Here is a 26,561-nt window from a genome sequence, read left to right on the forward strand (position 1 = left end):
CGCCTTAGCGGTGAAGGTGCTGGTCATCCTCACAGGCTTGCGATGGCGCCTCGGTCTGGATCGTCGAATGTTCGATCCCGAATCTTTCACCGAGCGTCTTCGTCACGGCGACCCTGACGCTATCGGGATCGACGCCCTCGCCGAGCGTCACATGGGCGGTGCAATTGATCTCGTCCGAAGCCATCGACCAGACGTGGAGGTCATGAACGCCGGCGACGCCCGGAATGGCGGCGATCGTTGAACGGATCTCCGGCAGCTTTAACCCGCCGGGGACACCTTCGAGCAGCACGTTGATCGTTCCCTTGAGCAGAACCCAGGTGCGCGGCAGCACCCACAGGCCGATGCCGACGGCGATGACCGGATCGACCCAGGTCCAGCCCGTGAACCGGATCGCGAGCGCACCAAGGATGACGCCGACCGAACCGATCATGTCGGCCCATACTTCCAGATAGGCGCCTTTGACGTTGAAGCTTTCGTCCTTGCCGGCGGTCAGCAAACGCATCGATGCGAAATTCACGACGAGGCCGATGACCGCGACGATCAACATGCCGGTCGATTGAATCGACTGCGGCTCGCGAAAGCGCTGGATCGCCTCGTATAGGATATACATGGCGACGACGAACAGCAGCACGGCATTGAAGGTAGCGGCGAGGATTTCGAGCCGCTTGTAGCCGAACGTCCGCTTGTCGTCGGCCGCCTTCCTGCCGAGGTGGATCGCCATCAGCGCAATGACGAGGCCGGCGACATCGGTCATCATATGAGCGGCATCGGACAAGAGCGCCAAGCTGTTGAACACGAAGGCGCCGACCACCTCCGCCACGAGATAGGTCGCTGTCAGGGCCAACGCCCATTTAAGCATCCTGGCGTTGGCGCCGGCGGTATGGTCGTGGCTGTGCCCGGCTTCGCCGTGATCGTGCGCCATTTATCGCGTACCCTTCTTCGCGGCTTGCCGTTCGGCGAGCCAGGTTTTCATCTTCACGATCTCGGCCTGTTGGGTCCGGATCACCTCCTCCGCCATCGCACGCATCTTCGGATCGGTGCCGTTGGCAAGCTCGGCGCGCGCCATATCGACCGCACCTTCATGGTGCGGGATCATGCCCCGAAGGAAGTCGGTATCAGGATCGCCGGTCGACGGCATCGCCATGGCAGCCGTGCCGTGCGCGTTCGATCCGTGGATGGCATCAGTCGCACCGGACTCGTTCGATGCGAACTGACCCGCCGGCTTGCCGCCGGAACACCCAGACAGGGCAATCACAGCGGCCAGAACGCCCCATCGCGCCGTGGTGATCGACATTTTCTTCTCTTCACGGGATGGATCGCGGAGCACATCGACGCCGCTCACGGTCAGGCCGGTCACATCCCGATCTCCTCGATCAGCAGCAGTGCGAGAAAGCCGACGAAGAACATTGCGCTGATGAGCGGTGAGTCCGGTTTTTCGTGCGCCTCGACCAGCAACTCCTCGGTAACGAGGTAGAGCAGCGCCATCAGGCCGAAACTCAGGAATCCCGTGATCCATACCGGCGACAGCAGCGCCACGGGCTGCGCGACGAGCGCGCCGATCGGCACCAGCAGCGCCAGCGCGCAGGTCAGGCCGATCGCCTTCATCTTGCGATACCGGCTCGTCAGATCGTTGGTGAGCGTCAGGGCCAGGAACAGCACTTCGAGCGTCAGCGCGACCGCCAGCAACGTGCCCGCCTTCTCGCCGGCGATGAAGGCCAGACCCAGAACCAGACCGTCAATGGCAAGATCGAGCCCGATCGCGGCGAGCAGCGCGACAGGGCCTTCGAACCGGCCTTCCGCTGCCTTCAGGCCGAGCATGACTGCGACGCCGATCGCTCCGCCGATAAGCGTCGCCGTTGGCGATCCGCCGTGCATGACTAGCGGCAGGATCTCAGTGGCAGCCGCGGCGAAAACCACGCCGGCTGCGAGGTGCTGCATGGCCGCCACCAGCTTCTCGCCGGGTGTGCGCCACCCGGCGATGAGCGCGCCGATCACGATCGCAAGCATCGGAATCAAGGAAAACTTGAGTGCCGCCATCGTCAGCAGTCCCCGGCATCAACGGTTGCGATCATGATGCGTTCTCCTTCATGCAAACGACCGGCCGTTTGCCCGGTGCCTCGATCCTGATCTGATTGCCGGCGAAGGTCGCGCTTTGCGCATCACCGACATATTGAAGGCCCTGCATCGGCGCGGTCAGGACGGTCGGCGCCGCCTTCGCGTCACGCCGGAACTCGACCGTCAGCCCCTGATCCTTGAAGTCGACGATGAGCGTCCCATCATCGTCGCATCGGTAGAGGTGGCGTCCCGGTGCCCCGCTTGGCACACCGCTGTCACCGGCGTGGATTTCCTGCTCGGTTGGCGGCCCCTTTTGCGCTTGCTCGGAACAGGCGGACAGGGCAAGCGCCAACGCGAGGCCGGCGCCGGCGATGCGAATCCGACATGGCGTCATCTGTGCCTCCGATTCTTCTGGCCCCCGTGACGCGGCGCTGCGGGGCGCGGCTTCACGCCCGGATACGTTGCTAACCGCCGAAGCTGGCGGTCCAGACACCGATCGGATTGTACGAGACCGGCTTGTAGCTTCCGGCGCAGCAACGCCGTCCACATGCCACTGAGGAAACCGTGGAAGCGGAGGCTATGCCGCAGGCGGGTGCCGATAAGATCGCGCTCCAGCTCATAGATTTCCTCGAATTGGAGGAGCTTTGCCACCCCCGCGGTCCAGGCGAAGGCAACGGGCTTTTCGACACGGGTGATGTCGGCCGCTGTCGTGACGGGCTTCCCAAGCCCCCCGATGCGAAAACTATATGTCGCCTCGCCACCCTCGACCGCCTCACCCGCGAGCTGGGTGAACGGCTTCCATTGCGGATGCGCGGCAAAGTCCGTGAGGACCGACCAGACCCGCAGCGGAGAGGCCGTGAGAATCACGACATTCTCGATGGCGGCGCGCCCGGCACTCGACGAGCGGCCACTATCATGGAGAGCGCCAACAGGACCGATCGCGCGCCCAGGGTCAACGTCCGTCATCGCCCGCGTCCGCGTCGGCATTTAGTACGACGATTTCCACCGCCTCCAGCGTCATCAGGCCGACACCCTTCAGATCGCGAAGGCTTGTTATGAAGGCTCGCAGTCTGGTGTCGTCGTCGACGATCTCGATCACCACCGATCGATCGTTCTCGAGGATGTGGCGACGGTGCGTATGCGCCGATCGCCCGATCCCGATCATCGCCTCGATCACCGTCGCCCCGCTGAGGCGGGCGTCGCGCGCCCGCTCGGCGATGAGTTCGAAGACCTTGCGATCACCAAAATAAGCGTTCTCGTCGGTATAGACCCGCAGGAGCTTCATCATGGTCATGTTGTTGCCTCCTCGGGTGCGCTTGTTGGTCGGTCGTTAGGCTCAATACGCTTGCCCGACGTCGCTCCCAGAACGACCTTGGCGATGGCGGGAAGTACCAGCAGGGTCAGGATGGTCGCGGCAACGAGACCGCCGATGACGGTGGTCGCAAGCGGCTTCTGCACTTCGGCGCCGGTGCCGTGCGCAAGCGCCATCGGTACGAAGCCGATCGCGGGCACAAACCCGGTCATGATGACCGCCCGCATCTTCTCGGCCATGCCTTCCCGGATCGCCTGCGCCACCGGCAGTCCGGCTTCGCTGCGTTCCCGGATCGCGGTCATCACCACGAGCCCGTTCAGCACCGCCACGCCGGCGAGACAGATGAACCCTACCGCTGCCGACACCGAGAAGCTGATTCCGGTCAGCACCAGCGTGAAGACGCCCCCGGCGAGTCCCAGCGGCACCGCCAGGAACACCGACGCTGCCCTGCCGAATCCGCCAAGCGCCATGTAGAGCAGCCCGAAAATCGCCAGGAAGCAGAGCGGCACAACGATCGACAGCCGCCTAGAGGCGGCTGCCAGATTCTCGAACTGACCACCCCATTCGAGGTAGTATCCCGCCGGCAACTTGACCTGCGCGATCTTCGCCTGCGCTTCGGCCACGAATGACCCGGCATCGCGTCCGCCCAAGTTGACCTGAACAACGACACGACGCTTGCCGTTCTCACGGCTGATCTGATTCAAACCTTCTGTCAGTCGGATTTGCGCGACCTGTGCGAGTGGCACCTGTGCCCGCGGTCGTCCTTCGACCTCGGGCAACAATACCGGCAACGACCGGATGTCGTCGAGATTGGCGCGGGTCGCGTCGGGAACGCGCACGGTGACGTCGAAACGACGATCGCCCTCGTACACCAGCCCCGATTCACGTCCCCCCAGCCCCGCCGCGATCGTATCGGACACATCGCGGACCGTAAGGCCGAGCCGGGCGATGGCCGCCCGGTCGAGCTTCACGTCTAGCGTCGGCGCGCCGCCCACCTGATCGGCCTTGACGCTGGCCGCACCCGGGATGCCCTGTAGAACGCGGACCATCTCGTTCGCGGTCTGCGACATCTTGTCGAGATCGTCGCCGTAGAGCTTGATTGCGACGTCGCCGCGCACGCCCGCGATCAGCTCGTTGAAGCGGAGCTGGATCGGCTGGCTGACCTCGTAGAGGTTGCCGAGCAGACCGCCGGTCGCCTTCTGGATTTTGGCGATCACGTCAGCCTTGGTGGTGCCGTCAGCCCACTCCTCGCTCGGCTTCAAAATAACGAAACCGTCCGAAACATTGGGCGGCATCGGGTCGGTCGCAACTTCGGCTGTGCCGGTCTTTGAAAACATCAACTCGACTTCAGGGATCTTCGTAATGGCCTCTTCAACCTTGCGTTCCATGACAAGCGATTGCTCGAGGCTCACCGATGGAACGCGTGTCGATGCAAAGGCGAGGTTTTTTTCGTCGAGCTGGGGGATAAACTCCGAACCGAGCAGCCCGAACGCCGGGATCGCCGCGAGGAAGAACGCCAGACCACCGAGGATGAATGGCCACGGCTTCGCAATCGCCTTGTCGAGCAGCGGCAGGTAGCGTTCCTTGGACTTGCGGATCAGCCACACATCCTTCTCCGCGACCTTGCCCCGGATCAGGATGGCGACCAGCGCCGGCACTAGCGTGATCGCCAGGACGAACGCTGCTACCAGCGCCAACATGATTGTGATCGCCATCGGCGAGAACGTCTTGCCTTCGGTGCCTGTAAACGTCAGCAGCGGCGCGAACGCGAGCAGGATGATGGCCTGACCGAAAACGGTCGGCTTGATCATATCCTGCGCGGCCCGCATCGTCTCCTCGAGCCTCTCCCTCAGCGCCAGCAGCCGGCCTTCATGTTCCTGTCGATGCGCCAGCCTGGCGAGGCAGTTTTCGATGATGATCACCGCACCATCGACGATCAGACCGAAGTCGAGCGCCCCCAGACTCATGAGGTTGCCGGGGACGTTGAAGGCGTTCATCCCCATCGCCATCATCAGGAACGAGAAGGGGATCACCAGCACCGCGATCACCGCGGCGCGCCAGTTGCCGAGCAGCAGGAACAGCGCCGCGGCCACCAGGATGGCGCCTTCGGTAAGGTTGCGCTGGACCGTCGCCACCGTGGCGCCGACGAGCTTTGCGCGATTGAGGACGACCTTGACCTGAATGCCGGGCGGCAGCGTCTTCGCCACCTGATCCAGCTTGGTCGACGCCTGTTCGGCGACGATGCGGCTGTTCTGGCCGATCAGCATCAGCACCGTGCCGATGACCGCTTCCTGGCCGTTCATGCTTCCACCGCCGGTGCGCAGATCGCCACCAATGCGGACGTTGGCGATCTGGCCGATCGTGATTGGCGTGCCGCCCCGCGTCGCGGCGACGGCGTTGCGGATTTCGTCGACCGTCCGCACGCGAGAGTCGACGCGCACGAGATAGGCTTCGCCGCCCTTGTTGTAATAATTGGCACCGACCGCGAGGTTGGCGTTTTCGAGCGCCTGCCCCAGCTCGCTGTAGGAGATGCCGAAGCTCGCGAGCTTGGTCGGATCAGGCTCCACCACGAACGTTTTGGCAAACCCACCGATCGAGTCCACGCCGGCGACGCCGCTCACCGATTTGAGCTGCGGACTAATGATCCAGTCCTGCACGGTGCGCAGGTAGCCCGCCTTCTCCACGGGATCGGTGAGCCGCTCGCCTTCCGGCGTCAGATAACTGCCATCGGGTTGCCAGCCGGGTTGCCCCGCGACCTTCGTCGCGCCCTTCCCGTCCGGATTGGCGTAGCCGACCGTATACATGACGATCTCGCCGAGACCGGTCGTGACCGGTCCGATTTGCGGCTGTACGCCGTCGGGCAGGTTCTCCATCGCCTGGCGCAGGCGTTCGCCGACCTGCTGGCGCGCGAAATAAAGGTCGGTACTGTCCGTGAAGATCGCGCTGACCTGGCTGAAACCATTGCGTGAGATGGAGCGTGTCGTCTCCAGCCCCGGAATGCCGGCGAGTGAGATTTCGACCGGATAAGTGACGAGCTTCTCGATTTCGACCGGCGACAGCCGCGGATCGACCGTGTTGATCTGGACCTGCTTGGTGGTGATGTCGGGCACCGCGTCGATCGGCAGCTTGGTAAGCTGCCATACGCCGAGTCCGGCGATGACGAGGAACAATGCGAGGACCGTCCAGCGGGCGCGGACGGAGAGCGCCATGAGGTTGGCTATCATGGTCTATTCTTCCTCGCCCGCGCCCTTGGCGAGTTCGGCCTTGAGCAGGAATGCGTTCTTCGTGGCGACCTGGCTTCCGGACGCGAGACCCTTCAGGATCTCGACGCGGCCATTGCTGCGCTGTCCAATCGTGATGGTCTGTGCGCGAAAACCCTTCGCGGTCCGCACGAACACGATGTCGCGCCCTTCGAGCGTCTGGACCGCGTCTTCCGGAACCACGATCGCATTGGAGGTGCCACCACGGCTCGGTAGCAGCCGCACCCGCACCGCGAGGCCCGGTTGCAGTGTACCAGTCACATCGAGGACCGCGGTCGCCGAGCGCGTGTCGTTGGCAAGGCCCGGCGTGACGGCACGCACCCGCGCCTCCACCGTCCGTCCATCGGGCAATTCGATTATCGCCCGGTCGCCCGGCGCGAGCCGCTGCGCATCGGTCGGACCGACAGCCGCCTCTACCTGGATCTTCGACGCATCGGCGACGCGCATCAGCTCGGTCTCGGGCTGGACGAAGGCGCCCAGGCTGACGTTCTCCGAGGTGACGCGGCCCGAAATCGGGCTCGACACCAGCACGCCGCGCCCATCGGATGTGATCCGCGCGGCACCCGCCGCAACGCTGGCGCGCCGCGCTTCGGCCGCAGCCGACGCGGCTTCCGCCTGAGCCTGTTCCAGCTCGACCCGGGCCGACACCTTCTGGCGATAGAGGTAGCTTTCGCGAGCGAGTGCCTTCTGCGCCAGCGTCGACTTGGCAGCCGCGGCGCTGCGATCGGCCGCGATCTGGGCTGCGTCGCGGCTCTCGACGATCGCCAGCGTCTCGCCGGCACGCACCGGGTCTCCGAGCCGCTTCATCAATCTCGTGACCGCACCCGCTGCGCGGGCCGTGACGATCGCTTCTCCTTGCGGTGACGCGCTGACAGTCGCCTGCGCGACGATCTCCGCGCCGAGCCCACCGGGATTGATCGTCTCGGTCGCAATCCCGGCCTGCTCGACCGCTTGCGCGGTCATCTCCACCGTGTCGGGAGCCTTCTCCTCCGGTGCGGGGGCAGCAGTATTACCGTTTGCCGCTTCCGTCGTGGCGGGTTTGTCTGCGGTGCAGCGCGCAACGCCGAAGCCGCCGAGTGCGGCGACCAGTGCAACGGCCGCGGCACCACCTAACAGGCGCTTGTCCTGGATCATCGATCATCTCCGGAAATCGTGGGAGCCGGCGTGGTGAGCCGGTCGAGACGCGCCTGCGCGTCGTGATACGCGGCGAGCGCATCGACGTAGGTCTGGCGGGTTTGTGAAAGTGTGCGCTCGGCATCGAGGAGCGCGATCTGGTCGAACTTGCCCTGGCTCCAGCCGATCCGCGCGATGCGGGCGGCTTCCTGCGCCGCGGCAAGGCCAGGACCACCCGCCGCGCGTGCCGTGGCGGCAGCATTCGCCACCTCGGTCTGTGCGCTGGCGATCTGCTGACGGGTGTCGACGATCGCCAGGCTGCGCAGTGCGAGCGCCTGGGTCTGTTCGGCCTGCGACTGGGCGACAAACGCGTTACCGTTGTTGAACAGCGGGATCGGGATCGACAGGCCGACCACGGCTGCGGTGTCGTTGGTCGCAGCCAGTCGCCGGGCGAACGCGCTGACTGTCAGGTCCGGAACCCGCAACGACCGCGCCACGCGAACCTGGGCATCGGCAGTGCGGACATCAGCCTGTGCGGCAACGAGCGCCAGCGTCCCTTCGACATCGAGGGGACGTGGCGGCCCATAGCCATCGATCCGTTCGAACCAAGTGCGGTCGAGCGGTCCCGTTACGGGTGCATTGAGCAACGTCTCGAGATTGGAGCGCGCCACCTGTGCCTGCCGGGTGGCGCTATCGGCCGCCACCTGTGCATTGATGCGCAGCACGTCGGCACGCTGCTGCTCGATCGGGCCGACGTCGCCAGCCTTCACGCGCTCGCTCGATACACGGAAGGCGTTATTGGCGATCCCCGCTTGCTCGGCGAGCACTTCCGAACGACGCTCGGCCGCAGCCGCCTCGATGTAGAGCTGCGTGACCCGCAAGCGCAGATCGGCCCGAGCGATCTCGGCTTGGATCTGCGCGCGGGTCAGGCGGGCATTGGCCAAGGCGACGCGCGCGGGCCGCTTGCCGCCTAGCTCCAGCGGGAGTGCTACGCCGACCGTCGTCTCCGAACTGCGCACGCCCCTGTAAGCACCGCTGCCGCCGATATTCTCGACCTGCGTTTGAAGCTCTGGATTGGGGCGCAGTCCCGCGACCCGTCGCGCCGCGGTCGCGGCTGCGACGTTCGCGGTCGCCGCGCCAATCGATGGCAGCGCGGTTTGCGTGCTGCCGCCAGGACCGGATACCCCCCCGCCGGTAGCAGTGCTGGTCGCCGGCGTACCGGCCGCCGAGGACACACCGGCAGCGCCAAGCGCCGCGTCGAGCGAAAAGGCGGGCATCGCCTGTGACGAAGTGGTCGCCGCCGGGATACCGGGCGGCGGTGATGTCTGCGCCTCGGCCGTACCGGCCAAGGACGCCGCGACCATGAAGGCCGCGATTGTACGATGCATCGATGATGACTCCTGACGAACCTGACTCGCCCCGCACGGCAACAGCCGACGGGGTCAGCGGGTCGTCAGGTTTGCGGGGGCCTCAGTGCAGGATCGGCTGAGGGCAACGGACGCATCGATCGGCCCGCGAACACAGGGGCAAGGCGAAGGTCGAACGTCAGGATCGTGCTGGCGATCTTCACCGGCGCCGCGACATGATCGCCGTGGCATCCGCCATGATGGTGCGGATAGCCCTTGTCGCCATCAGCCGGCACCTGATCGGCATCGTCGGGAGTGTGACCCTCGGCGATTTGCTCGCCCGGCGTCACGCTTACGCCAATGCTGGCATCCGGCCGTTCCAGTGCGTGCGCCGTCGCAGCCGCTCCAAGGGAGCAGACGAGCATCAGGCAGGCAAGGATGTTCAGCAGGCGTCGCACGACGTGATCCGTAGCAGTAATGCCGATGTGGGGATAGGCACGGCGATCGTGCGATCCAATGCGACAATCATCGCAAGACTTCCGGCGCGACGGGCCGAGCTTCGCGCCATGCCGGAATTGCCTCGGCAAGAACATGCCACGCCGATCGCAGGAAGATGAGTGCGATGACGCAACCTACTGCGATATCGGGCCATGCCGCGCCGGTCGCCGCGACCAGTCCGGCCGCGATCAGCACGCCGATATTGGACGCCACGTCATTGCGGGAGCATTCGAAGGTGCTGGACATATTCACGTTCTCGGACCGGAACCGCCATAGCATGGCGAGGCATGTCAGGTTGGCGACGAGTGCAGCACTGCCGAATGCCAGCATCAGCGAGGATGAAGGCGGTACGCCGTTGACCAGCTTGTCGATGATCTCGAAAACGACTGCGATGCCGAAGACGAGGATGATGACGCCCTTGGCGAGTGCGGCCCCCGCTTCCCAGCGGGGACCGCGGCTCAGAGCATAGAGGCTGAGCGCATAGACAACGGCATCGCCGAGCATGTCGACCGAGTCCGCCATCAGCGCCGACGACCGCGCGAATACACCACCGCCGAACTCGGCGACGAACATGACGAAGTTGATGACCATGACGGCGATCAGCACGCGCCGCTGATCGGCCTTGCGGCCGAGCTGCGCGATCGTGTCGCCTTTTCTGGAACAGCAGTCGTCCGCCATCATGTCACTCGATTCGTGCGTCGGACCCCCCATATGCACCCTCATCCAACTAGAGGGTCAATAGCACGAACATGAAAATCGGCGACATTGCGAACCGCACCGGGCTGAAGGTCGAGACCATCCGCTTTTACGAGCGCGAAGGATTGATCGATGCACCTCGCCGCAGCGACGGAAACTACCGACTTTACAACCATTCACACCTCGATCGGCTGTCGTTTGTCAAACGCTCGCGCGACCTTGGCTTCACGCTCGATCAGGTGCGTGACCTGCTCCGTCTGGCGGAGAACACCAGGAATTCTTGTGATGAAGTGGATGAGATCGTTGCGGTTCATATAAGGGAAATCGACCGCAAGCTCGGCGACCTAGCAGCGTTGCGCGACGAGGTCGTCCGATGGGGCGGCGGATGTGACGCCAACACGATCGCCAATTGCAAGGTGATCGATGCCCTTTCGTCGGGGCTGCCCGGTCAACGAGCGGACGCTATCACGTGACCAGTAGCCGGAGGCAGCGTTGGACGGAGAAGTCGGATGCCGAGCTTCGTCAGCGGATTGCCGCGAGACAGCCTTTGGCGAAGATCGCGATGGACATGGGTAGGACGATGGATGGTGTTCGAGGAAGGGCGGCTGCACTGCGGATCGCGCTTCCGTCGCCGACGCGCCCTTGGCGCGAGACGCTGAAGCGGAGCCCCATGCCAAAGGTAGTGGAGGATCAGATAACCGGGGACGAATAAAGACCCGTGAGGGCTGACCGCGCGCCGCACGTATCTATTCTGGCGGGGGCCAAAATGGAGAACGAACGATGCATCACCAAATGTTCGCCGAAATGCAGGCGTGCATGGACGCCTGCCACCGCTGCCATGTCACCTGCCTGTCGATGACCACCCAGCATTGCCTCGATGTGGGCGGCGCGCACGCGGCGCCCGAGCACATCAAGATCATGCTGGACTGCGCGCAGATGTGCGCCACCTCGCTCGACTTCATGGCACGGGGGTCGGACCAGCATAAGCTCGTGTGCGGCATCTGTGCCCAGATTTGCCGGGCTTGCGCCGCGAGCTGCAAGGGGCTCGATGGCATGGAGGAGTGCGTCGCCGCGTGCGAGCGCTGCGCGGAGGAATGCGAGAAGATGGCCGCCTGAGCGGCGGGCGGGCGACTTTCGCCCGCCCACCCTCACATCGCCGAAGCAGGTGGCTCGAGCGTGCCGAGCCAGGCGACCAGCGCCAGGACCGTGACGGCGCAGGTCGTCTCGATGGCGAGGCTGCGCCGCAGCGCACCGAGTGCTCCGCGATGATCGCCTGCGGCGATCGACCGCTCGAACGCCGGCGTCAGCCGGAAGCGGTTCAGGGAGGCCAGCCCAAGCATCGCGCCGAAGAGCGCGAGCTTGGCGAGGAGAAGCTGGCCATAGAGCGTGAAAGGAAGGTTCGGCAGATTGCCCAGGCCGACCAGCAGCGAGCCATTGACCAGACCCGTCACGACGATCGCGCCGACGACGATCGTGCCGACCAGCCCGAAGCCGTGCAGCGCGCGATGGGTGAGTCTGAGATGGGCGATGTCGATGCGATCGGCAGGGCGCGTGACGAGGAGCGTCAGCCCGAGCAGCGCACCGACCCAGGCTCCGGCTGCCAGCAGATGCAGGATGTCGGCCAGCAGGTGGACCCAGCCCCTCACCCCCTCATCCATCGCGCCGTGACCCGTCCAGGCAAAAGTTGCGAGCGCGATTCCTCCTGCGATGGCGATCAGACCGAGCGGAACCGCCCGTCCTGCCGCGATCAGCGCGACGACGGACGCGAGCCCCAGCGCGCCCATCCGCGCCTCCCACGCCGTACCCGTCGCCGTCCCGGTGAGCAGCACGCCGATCGCCTCGTGATCGATCGGCCAGGCCGGGGCACCGGCCATCGCCGCGGCGAGCAGCGCAAGCGCGATCCCGGACAACAGGAGCGCGGCAAGACCACTGCCGACAAGCCAGGGGCGCAAGGGAAGCGCACTGGAGCGCTCACCCGCATGAAGCCCGTAGAGGCTGAACGCCGACAGGCCGAACAGTCCGCTCAACGCGAGATACAGCGCGAGGCGGACCGCGATCAGCGGCCAGTCGGTTTCCACCTTATTTCACCGCAAAGGCGAAGTTGCCGGCTACCCGGTGCGTATCAGTCGAGACGACATGCCACGCGACGCTGTAGCGACCCGCGCCGAGCGGCGACTTGGGCGTCAGGACGAGCGTGCGGCCGTCCGCCCCGACGGCGGTCGCGACTGCGACCTTCATCGGCGGGTGCGTGGTCCCGGCGTGTCCCGTCATCATCAGGTCCGCGCCCGAGAATTTCGGCATCAGCTTTTCGCTGAATTGCAGAGCGACGCTTGCGGGCTTGGCGACGGTCGCGTTGGGCGCAGGCGATGCCGACAGGAGCTTGGGATGCGCCTGTGCGGTGCCGGCGAGGCCGAGAAGAGCGATGGCGGCAGGAACGACAAGGCGACGCATGGGCTACTCCGATCAGGTTCGTATCCCCTCTTACGCGGCCCATGCCTGCACCCCTCACCGATCCGCATGAGGGACGATGGGCAGCCGTGCGTAACCGATGATAGAGGGGCGGAGTGGAAAGCATGGACGAACTGGACAGAGCATTGGCGCGACTGGCGGGGGCACCCGTTCCGGACACGCTGGACGGGATCGGGAACCAGGTGCTCGCGCGCATCGGCAGCCGCCCCGCGGTCCGCGGCGCAGGCATCGGTATTGGGGCCGTGACGATCGCGGCACTGGCGATCGGGATGATCGGCGCCGAGTTGCCGGCGTCCGCCAGCCCTGCGGTTTCGCTTGCACCGCTTGGCGGCGCCTCGCCGCTTGCCCCTTCGGCACTGCTGGTCGGCGAGCCATGACCTCTACCAGGCGCATCGTCCTGTGTGTCGTGCTCGCCTTTCTGGCGGCGATCGGAGGGGTGTTCATCGGCCGGACGCTGTTGCCGCAGCCCAAGCAGCCCGGCGCCGCCCTGCACGAGGTTCTGCATCACAAGCTCGCGCTCGATGCCGATCAGCAAGCACGCTTGAAGGTGCTGGAGAACCGGTTCGCGGTGCAGCGCCGCGCACTCGAGCTGGAGATGCGCGCCGCCAATGCCCGCCTTGCCGAGGCGATCGAGGCCGAACACGGCAACGGTCCTCGGGTCGCGGCCGCGGTCGACCAGAGCCACGCCGCGATGGGCGAGCTGCAGAAGGCGACGCTCGCCCACATCTTCGCCATGCGTCAGCTTCTGCGGGCCGACCAGACCTCCCAATTCGATTCTGCGGTGGTGAAGGCGCTCACCGACGGCCAGGGGTGAGCCTCGACTGGACCACGCTGTCGGATGGCGAGCTGGCGACGCTTAGCATCGCGGGCCGGCAGGCCGCCTTTGCCGAGATCGTGCGGCGCTATCGGCAGCCTATCTTTCGGCTGACGCGGGCTTTCATCGGCGATGCAGACGAAGCGCTCGACCTGACGCAAGAAGCCTTCGTGGCCGCGCATCAGGCGCTGGCGCGCTATGATCCCAACCGGTCGATGCAGGCGTGGCTTACGACGATCGCCGTCAACAAATGCCGGGATTGGGCGAGGAAGCGGGCCGTCCGTCGTTTTCTGTCCTTCGCCCTACCGAACGACGACCAGGTGGAAGCGATCGCCGACGATGGCGCTGCCGTCGATGTCGCCGCGGCCGACCGGCAGGAGTTAGGCCGCGTGTCGCGCGCGATCGCCTCGCTTCCTGCGAAGCTGAAGGAGCCGCTGGTTTTGCGGACGATCGAGGGCCTGAGCCAGGCCGAGACCGCCGAGGTGCTGGGCATCAGCCAGAAGGCCGTCGAAACCCGGCTCTACCGGGCGCGAGCGCGGTTGCTCGAAAAACTCGGGCCTCGGTAAGGGATGCGCGGACGGGCCGCGTAGAACAGGCGAAGAGCCGTTCGCGGCCACGTTCCGAGGAGCTTGAATGTCGCGCGTTGTTGACCGCCGCCAATTGCTGCGCGGTGCCAGTCTGGCCGGGGGCGGGCTTGCCTTGTCGGCCTATATGCCGGCGTGGGCGCAGCCCGTATCCGCCGGCATCGCCAAGCCGCTGCCGACTGTTTCGGGCGAGGACATCACGCTCAAGGTCGCGCATCAAATGATGACGATTGACGGGCGGCAGAGCCACGCCATCGGCATCAACGGCACTGTCCCTGCCCCGCTCATCCGGTTGCGCGAAGGGCAGAACGTGCGCCTCCATGTCGTTAACGAGCTGGACGAGGAGACGTCGATCCATTGGCACGGGCTGTTGCTGCCTTTCCAGATGGATGGCGTACCCGGCATCGCCTTCCCGGGCATTCCCGCGCGCTCGACCTTCACCTACGAGTTCCCGATCATCCAGAGCGGCACCTACTGGTATCACAGCCATTCTGGGTTGCAGGAACAGGAAGGACATTACGGTCCGATCCTGATCGATCCCAAGACCCCCGACCCGGTGCAGTTCGACCGGGAGCATGTAATCGTGCTGTCCGACCACAGCTTCCAGCATCCGCACTATCTCTTCGACCGGCTGAAAAAGGAGTCGGGGTACTTCAACCGCCAGCGTCAGACCCTTTCCGGCCTCCTCGCGGGCAAGGATCAGCCGCTCAAGGAGCGGTTGATGTGGGGCAAGATGCGGATGGACCCCGCCGACGTCGCCGATGTCACCGCCTCGGCCTATACCTATCTCGTCAACGGCTACGGTCCGCGGGACAACTGGACGGCGCTGTTCCGTCCCGGCGAGCGGGTGCGGCTACGCTTCATCAACGCGTCGTCGATGACCACTTTCAACGTCCGCATCCCTGGCCTGCCGATGACCATCGTCGCGGCCGATGGATTGAACGTGCGTCCAGTCGAGATCGACGAGTTCCAGTTCGGCCCGGCCGAAACTTATGACGCGATCGTCACGCCCCCCGACATGCGCGCCTACACGCTCGTCGGCGAGAGCGTCGATCGCTCGGGCCAGGCGCGCGCCACGCTAGCGCCGCGCGAAGGCATGGCTGCCGAAGTGCCGCCACTGCGCAAGCGTCCGCTCGCCACCATGAAGGACATGGGCATGGGCGGCATGGATCACGGTTCGATGAACCACGGTGCCATGGGCGCCGGTGCCGGCGCTTCCATGGCGGGCATGGACCATAGCGCGATGGGGCCTGGCACGGATGCCGGCGCCATGCCCGGCATGGACCATTCGCAGATGAACCACGGCACGACCGCGGCTGCTGCCGGCAGCATGGTCGGAATGAACCACGGGTCAGCTCCCCAAGCCGGCGCCATGCCCGGTATGGGTCAGGCGAACGGCGCGATGGCAGGGATGAGCGGCGATCAGGCGATGCCCGGCATGGACATGCCGGGCATGGATGTGGGCGCCATGAACATGCGCGACTTCTCCAAAGCACCCGAGGTCAAGAAGGGGCCGGGGGTGCAGACGATCTCGTCTATGCCGGTCGACCGTACTGGCGACCCCGGGCAGGGGCTCGAGAATGTCGGACACCGCGTCCTCACCTATCGCGATCTGGTGGCGCTCGAGCGCAACCCCGACACGCGGGCCCCGGAACGGGAGATCAAGCTTCATCTCACCGGCAACATGGAGCGCTATATGTGGGGCTTCGATGGCGAGAAGCTGTCGGAGAACCCCGATCCGATCACGCTGCTTCACGGCGAGCGGGTGCGCGTCACCCTCATCAACGACACGATGATGGGCCATCCCATCCATATCCACGGCCACTTCTTCGACCTGGTAACGGGAAAAGGTGCCTATGCGCCGCGGAAGCATACCGTGCTCGTCCAGCCGGGCGGCACCGTGAGCTGGGACGTGACAGGTGAGGAAGGCGATTGGGCGTTCCACTGCCACATGCTCTACCACATGCACGCGGGCATGATGCGCGTCGTCCAGGTCCGCAAGGTCGGGGAGGCTGCAGCATGAACCGGTCGCTTCTCCTCGTCGGCCTCGCTTCGGCAGCGCTCGCCAGCCCTGTGTTCGGGCAGAGCATGGACCATTCCATGCACAACATGCCGGGTATGACCATGCCGGCAAAGCCGGGCGCTAAGGCAACTCCCAAGCCTGCGAAGAAAGCCGCGGCGAAGCCCGCGCCCAAGCGGAAGGCGCCTGTGAGGCGTGCGGCTCCGCGTCGTGCGCAGGCCGCACCCGCTCCAGCGGCCGATCCCCACGCCGGCCACGATATGAGTGGCATGCAGGGGATGGATATGAGCGGTCAGCAGCAGCCCGCGCCCGCCCAAGACCCGCACGCCGGCCACGATATGTCGGCGATGCCTGGCATGAGTTCATCGCCAAGCGCCGGGCAGGACCCGCATGCGGGGCATGACATGACTGCCATGCCCGGGATGGCAATGGACGGTAATCAGGCTGCCAAGGTCGGAACCGACCTTCCTCCCGGCAACAAGCCCGCGCCCGCGCCTTCCGGCGACCATCTCGCCGATCGTTTCTGGGGGGCTGGCGCCATGGCCGCCTCCCGCGAAGATGATCTGCGCCGCGAGCATGGTGGGATGACCTACTACCAAGTGCTCTTCAATCTCGCGGAGTACCAAGCTCGCAAGGGCGGCGATGGCTATCGCTGGGACGGCGAAGCGTGGATCGGCGGAGACATCAACCGCCTCACGCTCAAGAGCGAAGGCGAAGGCACGTTCGGCAAACCGCTCGAAGCTGCCGAGGTGCAGGCGCTCTACAGCCGTGCTCTCGATCCCTATTGGAACCTCCAGGCCGGCGTCCGCTACGATTTCAAACCCAATCCCTCGCGCACCTATGCGACGATCGGGGTCGAAGGGCTGGCTCCCTACTGGTTCGATGTCGAGGGCGCCCTGTTCCTCTCCGACAAGGGCGACGTCTTGGGCCGTGCCGAAGCGTGGTACGACCAGCGCATCACCAACTATTTCGTGCTCCAGCCCAGGGTGGAAGCCAACTTCGCAGCGCAGGACGTGCGGCGTGACGGAATCGGCTCGGGACTAACGGATCTCGAGGCCGGGCTGCGGCTTCGTTACGAGGGCCGGCGCGAACTCGCGCCTTACATCGGCATATCGTGGGAGCGGCAGTTCGGCGACACGGCGCGCTTCACGCGAGCGCGGGGAGACGACACGGGCGGCTTCAGCTTCGTCGCCGGCGTGAGGACCTGGTTCTGAGGAGCCGTAAGCTCCGCCTCCATATCGGCGCCAGCAAGCTTCACCGCTGGCTGTCGCTGATTATCGGCGTGCAGCTCCTGCTCTGGTTCTCCAGCGGCTTGCTGATGAGTGTCCTGCCGATCGAGCGGGTACGCGGCGAGCATCTTGTCACCCGCGATAGCGCGGCGCCGTTGGCGCCGACGCTGCAACTCGCGTCTCCGGCAACCGTGCTGCGCAGGGCGCCTGCGCCGGTGCGCGAGCTGCGCTATGCGAGCCTCCTCGGACAGCCGATCGCCGAGCTGACGATGACCGACGGCACTGTTCGACTGCACGATGCACGGACCGGGCGCCCCCTTCCGCGTCTCGACGCTCCTGCCGCGATCCGGGTTGCGCGTGCCGCCTACCGTGGCCCGGGCGCGCCTGCCGTGACCGGCGTTCTGATCGGGACGGCGAGCACCGAGTATCGCGGCGAGCTGCCGGTGTGGCGCGTCGAGTTTGACGACGAGGAGACGACCCGCGTGTTCGTCTCGCCCGACAGCGGCAGGATCGTCGCTGTCCGGACAGGCACGTGGCGGCTCTACGACTTCTTCTGGGGCCTCCACATCATGGACTGGAAGAACCATGAGGACTTCAACACGCCCTGGATGATGGCCTTCGCGGCCGGAGGGCTGTTGCTCGCCGTTGCGGGCGTCGTGCTTCTCTACATGCGCTGGCCCCGTCGCCGGCGCAGAAAAGCTCAAGGGGTAAGCGAGGTCGCCGCGTAGCTCCTTCTAGGTGGGGGATTCCCAGGGAGCACGACCATGAAGACCATTACGACGATTGGCATCCTTGCCGCGGCGCTCGCCGCCACCCCGCTCGCCGCGCAGCAGAGCGGCATGGCTGGCATGGATCACAGCCAGATGCAGGGCATGGATCATTCCAGGATGATGCAGCCGACCGCGGCTAACCCCTACGGCCCGGCCGAGATGAAGATGCACGAGAAGATGATGGCAGCAAAAGGCGCCGATGCCGGCGAAACTTGGCTGCGCAAAATGATCGAGCATCACCGTGGCGCGGTAGAAATGTCGCAGGCGGCGTTGCGCAGCACCCAGAATGCGGATGTTCGTCGCGAAGCGCAGAAGGCGATCGCGAGCCAGACCCGCGAGATCGCGACCCTCAACGCGGTCCTTCGTAAAATGGGCAAGAGCCCGCAGTAACGGGTATGACCCCGCCCTATTAGGGCGGGGCACCAGCACAGGAGTTCAGCGATGAAGGGTCCGATCCGTAGCGCGCTCATCGCCGTTGCGATGATGCTGCCGGCAACCGCCATGGCGGCGAACGGCATCGCCATGCACCGCGATCCGGGATGCGGGTGTTGCGAGAAATGGGCGGCGCAGGTGCGCCAGCAATTCGGCCGCAGCGTCCAGATCATCGATGATGCGCGTCGTAACGTGCTTCAGCGCAAGTTGGGCGTGCCCGCCGACCTCGCTTCCTGCCATACCGCGATCATCGACGGTATGGCCTTCGAGGGACATGTCCCGATCGCCGACATGAAGCGGGCGCTTGCCCAGCATCCCAAAGGGGTGCGGGGTCTGGCCGTGGCCGGAATGCCGATGGGATCACCCGGCATGGAGATGCCGGGCATGAAGGCCCAGCCCTATGACGTGATCGCGTTCGGTGCTGCCGGTCGGCGTGTCTTTGCGCATCACGGCGGATAGTCGTTGACACGTACACGCCCACGCCCGACCATATTCGCCTCGTGAAAGGTCGGCTTTCCTTCTTTCTCCTCTTGGGAGCGCTGCTCGGCTTTCTCGGCCAGCAGGCCGCCTATGCCGGCGGTCCTGCGCTCGTTCCCGTGATGGAAGCGAGCCACGCCATGCCGTCGGGTATGGACTGCCCCGACATGAAGGACATGCCGAAGGCGACTCACGATGCGCCCTGCAAAGGGCTTACGCTCGCGTGCATCGCTCAGATGGGGTGCGTCATTCCGGTAACGATTGAGGACCGGCTTGCGCTGACTACCCCACAAGTCGCGGTCCCGCTTGCAGCCTATCAGGCCGGCGCCCGGCCCTTGTCAGGGCGGGATGTAGCGCCGGAGCCGGAACCCCCTACCGTCTGAGCTGAATCGATACCGGTCGCGCCTGCCGTCCTCGCGTTGCGAGGTCGCGGGCACTTCGCCGTGAAATCCCATTCAGAACGGACTTTGCCATGCGCGCATCCATGATGCTCGCGGTCGCCGCGCTTATGACAAGCGCTGCGCACGCGCAGACACTAACCTATGGCCAGGCGCTGCGCGATGCGGTCGCCAATGCCCCGGGGGCGGCTGCCGGACGTGCGGGTGTGACCGCCGCCCAGGCCGACGCCCGCGCGGCGGGGAGCCTGCCGGACCCACGCGTGGCGGTAGGCATCGACAATTATCCCGTCTCGGGGCCCCCCGCCTTCTCGCTTTCAAGGGACGACATGACGATGGGGCGCGTCGGCTTCCAGCAGGACGTCCCCAACCTTGCAAAACGCCATGCCGCGCAGGCCCAGGCGCGCGCGGTGATCGCGACGGCGGAGGCCACGCAGGCAACCAAGCTTCGGGAAGTGCGGTTGGGAGCGGGGCAAGCCTGGATCGATCTTGCCTATGCCGAACGTCGGCTTACCGCACTCGACACCGTCCTGCACTCCCTCCGCGCGCTGCCTTCGGCTGCGCACGCTGCCGTAACCGCCGGTACGGTGCGGCCCGGTCAGACAGTTACGACCGATCAGGGCATCGCGGGATTGGAAGACCGCCGTGACGAGCTGGTGGCGGCGGTTGCGCGTGCTCGCGCGATGCTGGCCCGCTGGACCGGTGTGTCGGCGCCGGAGACCGCCGGCGTTATGCCCGCGATCGACCTTTCTCCGGCCCGGCTGCGCGACGCGCTCAGCCAGCATTCCGATCTGATCTCTGCGGACGCCGGCATTCGGCGTGCAGAGGCGGACGTGGACGCCGCGCGCGCGGAGAAGCGACCGGATTGGGGTGTCGAAGTGGCGTATCAGCGCCGCGACCCCCGGTACGGCGACATGGTGTCGGCGGGAGTATCGATGACTCTGCCCTTGTTCGCACGATCGCGTCAGGACCCACGCATCGCGGCGCGGCAATCGGCTCGAGCGCAAGCGGAAGCCCAGCGCGAGGAAACCCGGCGCGCCTTGGCGGCCGACTTGGAGGCGGCGCTGGCGGATCATCAGATGCACCATAATCAATGGGAACGCGCCCGGGACGTGCTGCTCCCGCTCGCCAGGAAACGCGCCGAGCTGGAGACGGCCAGCTATTCCGCCGGCCGGGCAAGCCTCACGGACGCCATCGAGGCCAAGACCGCGCTCGCCGATGCCGAGCTGGCCGTGCTCGAGCGGGAAGCGCTGGTCGCTGCGGACGGGGTCCGCCTCACCATCACCTTCGGGAGCGTTGATCGATGAGCGGCACCACTATCGCCCGCACCAGCCTTGTCACCGCAGCGGCTGCGCTGGCGCTGGTCGCGGGCGGCGTGGGCTTCGGCATCGCCAAGTTCGGCACGTCGCCCGCGTCCGACCCGGCAGCATCGCCGATCCCGCAGAAGAAGATCCTCTATTGGTATGATCCGATGATCCCCGCGGAGCGCCACGACGGCCCAGGGCTGTCGTCGATGGGGATGAAGCTGATCCCGCGCTATGCCGACGAGGATGGAGGCGGCAGCGCCGAACCGGGGGTGGCGATCGATCCGGCCAGCATACAGCGGCTCGGAGCGCGGATCGTGGCCGCCCAGCGCGGATCGTTGTCCAATGCGGCGTCCGCTACCGGCAGCATCGACTTCAACGAGCGTAACATCGCGATCGTGCAGGCGCGCAGCGGCGGTTTCGTCCAGCGCGTCTATGCGCGCGCGCCGGGTGACGTCGTGCCGGCAGGCGCCCCCCTCGCCGACATCCTCGTGCCCGAATGGGCGGGCGCGCAGGCGGAATATCTCGCCGTGCGCCGGACCGGGGATGCCGCGCTTGCACGAGCAGCACGGCAACGCCTGTCGCTTCTGGGAATGCCGGCCGGGTCGATCGCGTCGGCCGAGCAAAGCGGCCGACCTCAGGGCGTGACGACGATCCGGACGCCTGTGGGGGGCGTCATCAAGACGCTCGGCGTCCGGCAGGGCATGACAGTCGCGCAAGGGCAGACACTGGCGGAGGTGAACGGGCTCGGCACCGTCTGGTTGAATGCGGCCGTCCCCGAGGCCATCGCCGGCAAGCTCCGTATCGGCACTTTCGTCACCGCCACGCTGGCAGCTTTTCCGGGCGAGAGTTTCCGGGGCCGGATAGCCGCGATCCTGCCGCAGGCCGACGCCGCGAGCCGCACGCTGACGATCCGCGTCGAGCTGCCCAACAGGGGCGGCCGGTTGCGCCCCGGCATGTTTGCCAGCGTGGCGCTCGATCAGGGGAGCCGCGCCGCGCTGCTCGTTCCCAGCGAGGCCGTCATCAGAACCGGCCGGCGCACGCTCGTCATGCTGGCAGGGCCAGGCGGGCGGTTCAGACCGGCCGAGGTCCGCATCGGTGCAGAAGGCGGCGGCAAGACCGAGGTCGTCGCCGGACTGTCCGAAGGCGAAAAGGTCGTCGCATCGGGCCAGTTCCTGATCGACTCCGAAGCCAGCCTTGCCGGCCTCGACGCGCGGCCGATTGGGGGCGCAGCGCCGCCCACGGCAAAGCCGACGGGAAAGCCCGCCGCGCCGATCTACGAGACGGTCGGCAGCATCGAGGCGATCGACCGCAGCGGCGTCACCCTGTCCCACCAGCCCGTTCCGGCGATCGGTTGGCCTGCGATGACGATGACCTTCCGCGTCGCCGAGCCCGCGCTGGTGCGCGGGTATCGCAAGGGCGACCGGGTCCGCTTCGGCTTCGATCAACCCGCAGACGGGCCGACGCTGCGCCGCATGACGCGCGAGGCCGGCCAATGATCGCAACCATCATCCGCTGGTCGGTCGCGAACCGCTTTCTCGTCGTGCTGGCGGCCGTCGCGCTCGCCATCGCCGGGGTGTTCGCAATGCGCGCGACCCCCGTCGATGCGCTCCCCGACCTGTCCGACACACAGGTCATCATCCGCACGAGCTGGCCGGGCCAGGCCCCCCAGATCGTCGAGAACCAGGTGACGTATCCGCTCACCACGACGATGCTGTCCGTGCCCGGCGCGAAGACCGTGCGCGGCTATTCGTTCTTCGGCGACAGCTATGTCTACGTCCTTTTCGAGGATGGCACCGACCTCTATTGGGCGCGCTCGCGCGTGCTCGAGTATCTGAGCCAGGTGCAGGGACGTCTCCCCCAGGGCGCGCAGGCCGCGCTCGGTCCTGATGCGACGGGGGTCGGCTGGGTCTACGAATATGCGCTAGTCGATCGCACCGGACGCCACGACCTGTCGCAACTCCGATCCTTGCAGGACTGGTTCCTGCGCTACGAGTTGAAGACGCTGCCCGGCGTCGCCGAGGTGGCGAGCATCGGCGGGATGGTGAAGGAATATCAGGTGCTGCTCGACCCGACGCGGCTCGCCGCGTTCGGCGTCACGCACACCCAGGCCGTCGATGCCATTCGTCGCGCCAATCAGGAGGCCGGCGGGTCCGTTCTCGAGCTGGGCGAAGCCGAATATATGGTCCGCGCGTCCGGCTACCTGCGCAGCGTCGACGATTTCCGCGCGATCCCGCTCAAGGTCGCCGGTGCCGGCGTGCCCGTCACGCTGGGCGACGTCGCCTCGATCCAGATCGGCCCCGAGATGCGCCGCGGCATCGCCGAGTTGAACGGCGCGGGCGAGGTCTCGGGCGGCGTCGTCATCCTGCGTCAGGGCAAGAACGCGCGTGAGACGATCGAAGCCGTTCGAACCAAGCTGGCGGAGCTGAAGGCGAGCCTTCCCCCCGGCGTCGAGATCGTCACCACCTATGACCGCTCCCAATTAATTGACCGCGCGGTGGAGAACCTGTCGGGCAAGCTGATCGAGGAGTTCGTCGTCGTCGCGATCATCTGCGGGCTGTTCCTGTGGCACGTCCGATCGGCGCTGGTCGCGATCGTCACCCTGCCCTTGGGCGTACTAGCGGCCCTGCTCGTCATGCGCGTGCAGGGGGTGAACGCCAACATTATGTCGCTGGGCGGCATCGCCATCGCGATCGGCGCGATGGTCGATGCCGCGATCGTGATGATCGAGAACGCGCACAAGCAGATAGAGCGATGGGAGCACGAGCACTCAGGCACGGCCTTGGCCGGCGAGGATCGTTGGCGGGTCATTACCGAGGCTGCGGCCGAGGTCGGGCCGGCGCTGTTCTTCAGCCTCGTCATCATCACGCTGTCGTTCGTGCCGGTCTTCACGCTCGAAGCGCAGGAGGGACGGCTCTTCGCCCCGCTCGCCTTCACCAAGAGCTATGCGATGGCGGCAGCCGCGATCCTGTCGGTGACGCTCGTGCCGGTCCTGATGGGATGGCTGATCCGGGGACGCATCCCGGCCGAGAATGACAACCTCCTCAACCGTGCGCTCACCCGCGCTTACCGTCCCGCGCTCGACCGCGTGCTGGCGCGGCCGTGGGCGGCGATCGGCATCGCCGCCCTGGTGCTGGCGACGACGGCATGGCCGCTGACGCGGCTTGGCGGCGAGTTCATCCCGACGATGGACGAAGGCGACCTGCTCTACATGCCGTCCGCGCTGCCCGGGCTTTCGGCCGCGAGCGCATCGGCACTGCTCCAGCGTACCGATCGGCTGATTAAGACCGTGCCCGAGGTCGCGACCGTGTTCGGCAAGGCCGGGCGCGCCGAGACCGCGACCGACCCCGCCCCGCTCGAGATGTTCGAGACCACCATCCAGTTCAAACCGCGCGATCAGTGGCGCGTCGGAATGACGCCTGCGAAGCTGGTGGAGGAGCTGGATCGCACGGTGCGCGTGCCGGGCCTTACCAACGTCTGGGTTCCCCCGATCCGTAACCGCATCGACATGCTGGCGACCGGCATCAAGAGCCCGATCGGGGTGAAGGTGGCGGGGTCCAATCTCGCCAAGATGGACCGGATTGCCGCCAGCATCGAGCGCGTCGCCAGAACCGTGCCGGGTGTCAGTTCGGCATTGGCCGAGCGGTTGACCGGAGGCCGCTATGTCGATGTCGACATCGATCGGGCGACCGCGGGGCGCTATGGCCTCAATATCGCCGATGTGCAGGAGATCGTGTCGGGCGCGATCGGGGGCGAGACGATCGGCCAGACGGTCGAGGGTCTTGCCCGCTACCCGATCAGCGTCCGCTACCCGCGCGAGCTGCGCGACAGCCTGGAGGGATTGCGGACCCTCCCGATCGTGACCGCATCGGGCCAGCAGATCACGCTCGGCACCGTCGCTTCCGTATCGATCGCGGAAGGCCCGCCGATGCTCAAGACCGAGAACGGGCGGCCCTCAACCTGGGTCTATGTCGATGTACGTGGGCGCGATCTGGCCTCCACGGTCGCGGACCTGCGCCGTGCCGTCGCCAAGGATGTTCGGCTTAGCCCCGGCGTGTCGATCGCCTATTCCGGGCAGTTCGAGTATCTGCAACGCGCCGAGGCGCGGCTGATGCTCGTCGTGCCGGCGACGCTCGCGATCATCTTCCTCCTGCTCTACCTCACCTTCGGGCGGCTCGACGAGGCGGCGCTTATCATGGGCACGCTGCCCTTCGCGCTGACCGGCGGGATCTGGACACTTTGGCTGCTCGGTTATGCGCAGTCGGTCGCGACCGGCGTCGGGTTCATCGCGCTCGCCGGCGTATCGGCGGAGTTCGGCGTCGTTATGCTGATCTACCTCAAACACGCGCTGGCCGACCGCGGGCCATCGCCGTCGGCGGATGAGGTGTCGGAGGCGATCCGGGAAGGCGCGCTATTGCGGGTGCGGCCCAAGGCGATGACCGTCGCGGTGATCGTCGCCGGGCTGTTCCCCGTACTGATCGGGCATGGTGCGGGGTCGGAGGTGATGAGCCGGATCGCCGCGCCGATGATCGGTGGAATGCTGACCGCACCGCTCCTGTCCATGTTCATCCTGCCCGCCGCCTACATGCTGTTGCGGCGCCGAACGCTCACCCACCCCGAAAGGAAAACATCATGAAGCTCACACACTCCATGCGCGCCGCGTCGATCCTGCTGCTCGTGCCGATCGCGACGGGTGCCTTCGCACAAGCCGGCAAGCCGTCCGCGGCTGCGATGAAGACCGGAAACGGCATGGGCGCGATCACCGCCGTCGATGCGAAAGGCGGAACCGTGACCATCAAGCATGGCCCGATCCCAAGCATCGGCTGGCCTGCCATGACCATGACCTTCAAGGCAGCTCCCCCGTCCCTGCTCAAGGGATTACGGTCGGGACAGCGGGTCGCGTTCACCGCCAGGGCGAAGGGCATGGCGGCCGAGGTCACGGCGATCAGCCCGCATTGACGATGCGGGCGGCTCCTCGCGTCAGTGCGCCATCGACAGCGCGGATGGGGCGGCGATCATCCATAGCGCCATCGCGACCATCATCAGGTTCTCGGTGAGCGAGATGAAGCCGAGCGGCACGTTGCTGTCGCCGCCCACGCAGGCGCATTTCAGTTCGCGCTTGTTGATATAGACGGCCTTGAACACCGACACCGCGCCGATCGTGCCGATGACGAGCGCGACGGGCACCGAGAGCCAGGTGAGCGCGCCAGCGGCCATCAGCACGCCTGCCCCGCCTTCCGCGAACGGGTAGACGTAGGAATAGGGCACCCAGCGCTTGGCGAGCAGATCATAGTTCAGAAACATGCTCGAAAAACTCTCCACGTTCTGGAGCTTGAGCATGGCGAGCACGCACATCGAAAAGGCGATAAACCATTCGCCTGCGCGAACCGTGAAGGGCGTGCCGAGCACCGCATAGCTGGCGGCAAGCGCCATCAAGGCCGTCATCGCAAACACGGCGATCACCGGCCGATAGGTGACGGCCTTGGGATCGCGCACCGTCTTGCCGAAGAAGCGACGCAGATCGTCATAGCCGCCCACCCGCTCGCCGGCGATGAAGGTCTGCGGGGTCGTCTTGACCCCGTGCTTCGCTTTGAAGGCGTCGGTTTCCTCCCGCGTGCGGAGCCAATGGTCGTCGACCTCGTAGCCCTCTCGGCGCAACAGGTCCTTCGCCTTCAACCCATAAGGACACGTGTGTTCGGGCATTACCATCCGGTAGATCGTCGCCTGTTTGGCGGGGGCGCTCGCCATGTCGCTTCTCCAGTTCGTCTGCCCCACCTATATGAGGTC

28 protein-coding genes are annotated in these 26,561 nt (G+C 66.1%); 14 read left to right on the forward strand and 14 right to left on the reverse strand.

Annotated elements, in window-relative coordinates:
- Positions 1-4: 4 nt before the first annotated feature.
- From COC42_RS05350 to COC42_RS05400, 11 genes are all read right to left on the reverse strand, one after another.
- Positions 5-922 (reverse strand): cation diffusion facilitator family transporter, encoded by a 918-nt coding sequence (locus tag COC42_RS05350; RefSeq protein ID WP_096342176.1) that lies wholly within the window; start codon positions 920-922, stop codon positions 5-7.
- A complete protein-coding gene (gene copM / locus COC42_RS05355) occupies positions 923-1,357 on the reverse strand; it encodes a CopM family metallochaperone (RefSeq protein ID WP_245843865.1) in 435 nt (144 codons plus the stop codon).
- The gene (locus COC42_RS05360) at positions 1,354-2,037 is read right to left on the reverse strand and encodes a ZIP family metal transporter (RefSeq protein WP_096342177.1); all 684 of its coding nucleotides are present in this window, start codon (positions 2,035-2,037) and stop codon (positions 1,354-1,356) included. The genes copM and COC42_RS05360 overlap by 4 nt, the downstream gene beginning before the upstream one ends.
- Before the next feature lie 31 nt (positions 2,038-2,068).
- Positions 2,069-2,449, reverse strand: a complete 381-nt coding sequence (locus tag COC42_RS05365) for a hypothetical protein (protein ID WP_096342178.1) — start codon at positions 2,447-2,449, stop codon at positions 2,069-2,071.
- Complete coding sequence (locus COC42_RS05370) at positions 2,446-3,042, reverse strand: SRPBCC family protein (RefSeq protein ID WP_096342179.1); 597 nt, start codon at positions 3,040-3,042, stop codon at positions 2,446-2,448. The genes COC42_RS05365 and COC42_RS05370 overlap by 4 nt, the downstream gene beginning before the upstream one ends.
- Positions 3,008-3,349 (reverse strand): DUF190 domain-containing protein, encoded by a 342-nt coding sequence (locus COC42_RS05375; protein WP_096342180.1) that lies wholly within the window; start codon positions 3,347-3,349, stop codon positions 3,008-3,010. Before COC42_RS05375 ends, COC42_RS05370 begins: the two co-directional genes overlap by 35 nt.
- The gene (locus tag COC42_RS05380; protein ID WP_096342181.1) at positions 3,346-6,591 is read right to left on the reverse strand and encodes an efflux RND transporter permease subunit; all 3,246 of its coding nucleotides are present in this window, start codon (positions 6,589-6,591) and stop codon (positions 3,346-3,348) included. The genes COC42_RS05375 and COC42_RS05380 overlap by 4 nt, the downstream gene beginning before the upstream one ends.
- 3 nt (positions 6,592-6,594) lie before the next feature.
- Positions 6,595-7,761 (reverse strand): efflux RND transporter periplasmic adaptor subunit, encoded by a 1,167-nt coding sequence (locus tag COC42_RS05385; protein ID WP_096342182.1) that lies wholly within the window; start codon positions 7,759-7,761, stop codon positions 6,595-6,597.
- Positions 7,758-9,128: a TolC family protein gene (locus COC42_RS05390; RefSeq protein ID WP_096342183.1), complete on the reverse strand. Its 1,371-nt coding sequence runs from the start codon at positions 9,126-9,128 to the stop codon at positions 7,758-7,760. Before COC42_RS05390 ends, COC42_RS05385 begins: the two co-directional genes overlap by 4 nt.
- Positions 9,129-9,193: 65 nt before the next feature.
- Positions 9,194-9,544 (reverse strand): hypothetical protein, encoded by a 351-nt coding sequence (locus tag COC42_RS05395; protein WP_096342184.1) that lies wholly within the window; start codon positions 9,542-9,544, stop codon positions 9,194-9,196.
- A 67-nt stretch (positions 9,545-9,611) separates the two neighbouring features.
- Positions 9,612-10,262: a cation diffusion facilitator family transporter gene (locus tag COC42_RS05400; protein WP_096343114.1), complete on the reverse strand. Its 651-nt coding sequence runs from the start codon at positions 10,260-10,262 to the stop codon at positions 9,612-9,614.
- A gap of 71 nt (positions 10,263-10,333) precedes the next feature.
- Between COC42_RS05400 and COC42_RS05405 the strand changes: the two genes are divergently transcribed.
- Both COC42_RS05405 and COC42_RS05410 read left to right on the forward strand, forming a co-directional pair.
- Positions 10,334-10,753 (forward strand): MerR family transcriptional regulator, encoded by a 420-nt coding sequence (locus COC42_RS05405; protein ID WP_096342185.1) that lies wholly within the window; start codon positions 10,334-10,336, stop codon positions 10,751-10,753.
- Between the two features lie 319 nt (positions 10,754-11,072).
- Positions 11,073-11,396, forward strand: coding sequence for a four-helix bundle copper-binding protein (locus tag COC42_RS05410; protein ID WP_245843866.1), 324 nt, complete (start codon positions 11,073-11,075; stop codon positions 11,394-11,396).
- Between the two features lie 32 nt (positions 11,397-11,428).
- Here COC42_RS05410 and copD read toward each other — a convergent pair whose 3' ends face one another.
- A complete protein-coding gene (copD, locus tag COC42_RS05415) occupies positions 11,429-12,358 on the reverse strand; it encodes a copper homeostasis membrane protein CopD (protein ID WP_096342187.1) in 930 nt (309 codons plus the stop codon).
- Between the two features lies 1 nt (position 12,359).
- Entirely contained in the window at positions 12,360-12,731 is a 372-nt protein-coding gene (gene copC, locus COC42_RS05420; protein ID WP_096342188.1) for a copper homeostasis periplasmic binding protein CopC, read from the reverse strand.
- 122 nt (positions 12,732-12,853) lie between these two features.
- On the opposite strand from copC, the gene COC42_RS05425 reads away from it, so the two are divergent.
- From COC42_RS05425 to COC42_RS05485, 12 genes are all read left to right on the forward strand, one after another.
- Complete coding sequence (locus COC42_RS05425; protein WP_096343115.1) at positions 12,854-13,126, forward strand: hypothetical protein; 273 nt, start codon at positions 12,854-12,856, stop codon at positions 13,124-13,126.
- Entirely contained in the window at positions 13,123-13,563 is a 441-nt protein-coding gene (locus COC42_RS05430; protein WP_096342189.1) for a periplasmic heavy metal sensor, read from the forward strand. Before COC42_RS05425 ends, COC42_RS05430 begins: the two co-directional genes overlap by 4 nt.
- Positions 13,560-14,129 (forward strand): RNA polymerase sigma factor, encoded by a 570-nt coding sequence (locus COC42_RS05435; protein WP_096342190.1) that lies wholly within the window; start codon positions 13,560-13,562, stop codon positions 14,127-14,129. The genes COC42_RS05430 and COC42_RS05435 overlap by 4 nt, the downstream gene beginning before the upstream one ends.
- Before the next feature lie 67 nt (positions 14,130-14,196).
- Entirely contained in the window at positions 14,197-16,170 is a 1,974-nt protein-coding gene (locus COC42_RS05440; protein ID WP_096342191.1) for a copper resistance system multicopper oxidase, read from the forward strand.
- Positions 16,167-17,381 (forward strand): copper resistance protein B, encoded by a 1,215-nt coding sequence (locus tag COC42_RS05445; protein WP_096342192.1) that lies wholly within the window; start codon positions 16,167-16,169, stop codon positions 17,379-17,381. Before COC42_RS05440 ends, COC42_RS05445 begins: the two co-directional genes overlap by 4 nt.
- A gap of 23 nt (positions 17,382-17,404) precedes the next feature.
- On the forward strand, positions 17,405-18,124 hold the full coding sequence (locus COC42_RS05450) for a PepSY domain-containing protein (RefSeq protein ID WP_281253088.1): 720 nt from the start codon (positions 17,405-17,407) through the stop codon (positions 18,122-18,124).
- Positions 18,125-18,160: 36 nt separating this feature from the next.
- Complete coding sequence (locus tag COC42_RS05455) at positions 18,161-18,556, forward strand: DUF305 domain-containing protein (protein ID WP_096342193.1); 396 nt, start codon at positions 18,161-18,163, stop codon at positions 18,554-18,556.
- 51 nt (positions 18,557-18,607) lie between these two features.
- Positions 18,608-19,057 carry a DUF411 domain-containing protein gene (locus tag COC42_RS05460; RefSeq protein ID WP_245843868.1) on the forward strand — a complete coding sequence of 150 codons (450 nt, stop codon included), beginning with the start codon at positions 18,608-18,610 and terminating at the stop codon, positions 19,055-19,057.
- Positions 19,058-19,547: 490 nt separating this feature from the next.
- Entirely contained in the window at positions 19,548-20,777 is a 1,230-nt protein-coding gene (locus tag COC42_RS05470; RefSeq protein ID WP_096342195.1) for a TolC family protein, read from the forward strand.
- Positions 20,774-22,273 carry an efflux RND transporter periplasmic adaptor subunit gene (locus COC42_RS05475; protein WP_096342196.1) on the forward strand — a complete coding sequence of 500 codons (1,500 nt, stop codon included), beginning with the start codon at positions 20,774-20,776 and terminating at the stop codon, positions 22,271-22,273. The genes COC42_RS05470 and COC42_RS05475 overlap by 4 nt, the downstream gene beginning before the upstream one ends.
- The gene (locus tag COC42_RS05480) at positions 22,270-25,410 is read left to right on the forward strand and encodes an efflux RND transporter permease subunit (protein WP_096342197.1); all 3,141 of its coding nucleotides are present in this window, start codon (positions 22,270-22,272) and stop codon (positions 25,408-25,410) included. Before COC42_RS05475 ends, COC42_RS05480 begins: the two co-directional genes overlap by 4 nt.
- Complete coding sequence (locus tag COC42_RS05485; RefSeq protein ID WP_096342198.1) at positions 25,407-25,733, forward strand: copper-binding protein; 327 nt, start codon at positions 25,407-25,409, stop codon at positions 25,731-25,733. Before COC42_RS05480 ends, COC42_RS05485 begins: the two co-directional genes overlap by 4 nt.
- 21 nt (positions 25,734-25,754) lie before the next feature.
- Here the strand turns inward: COC42_RS05485 and COC42_RS05490 are convergent, their stop codons facing one another.
- Positions 25,755-26,522 carry a glutaredoxin family protein gene (locus tag COC42_RS05490; protein ID WP_096342199.1) on the reverse strand — a complete coding sequence of 256 codons (768 nt, stop codon included), beginning with the start codon at positions 26,520-26,522 and terminating at the stop codon, positions 25,755-25,757.
- Positions 26,523-26,561: the final 39 nt, after the last annotated feature.

The sequence above is a fragment of the Sphingomonas spermidinifaciens genome (assembly GCF_002351485.1).
Classification (GTDB): Bacteria; Pseudomonadota; Alphaproteobacteria; order Sphingomonadales; family Sphingomonadaceae; genus Sphingomonas; species Sphingomonas spermidinifaciens.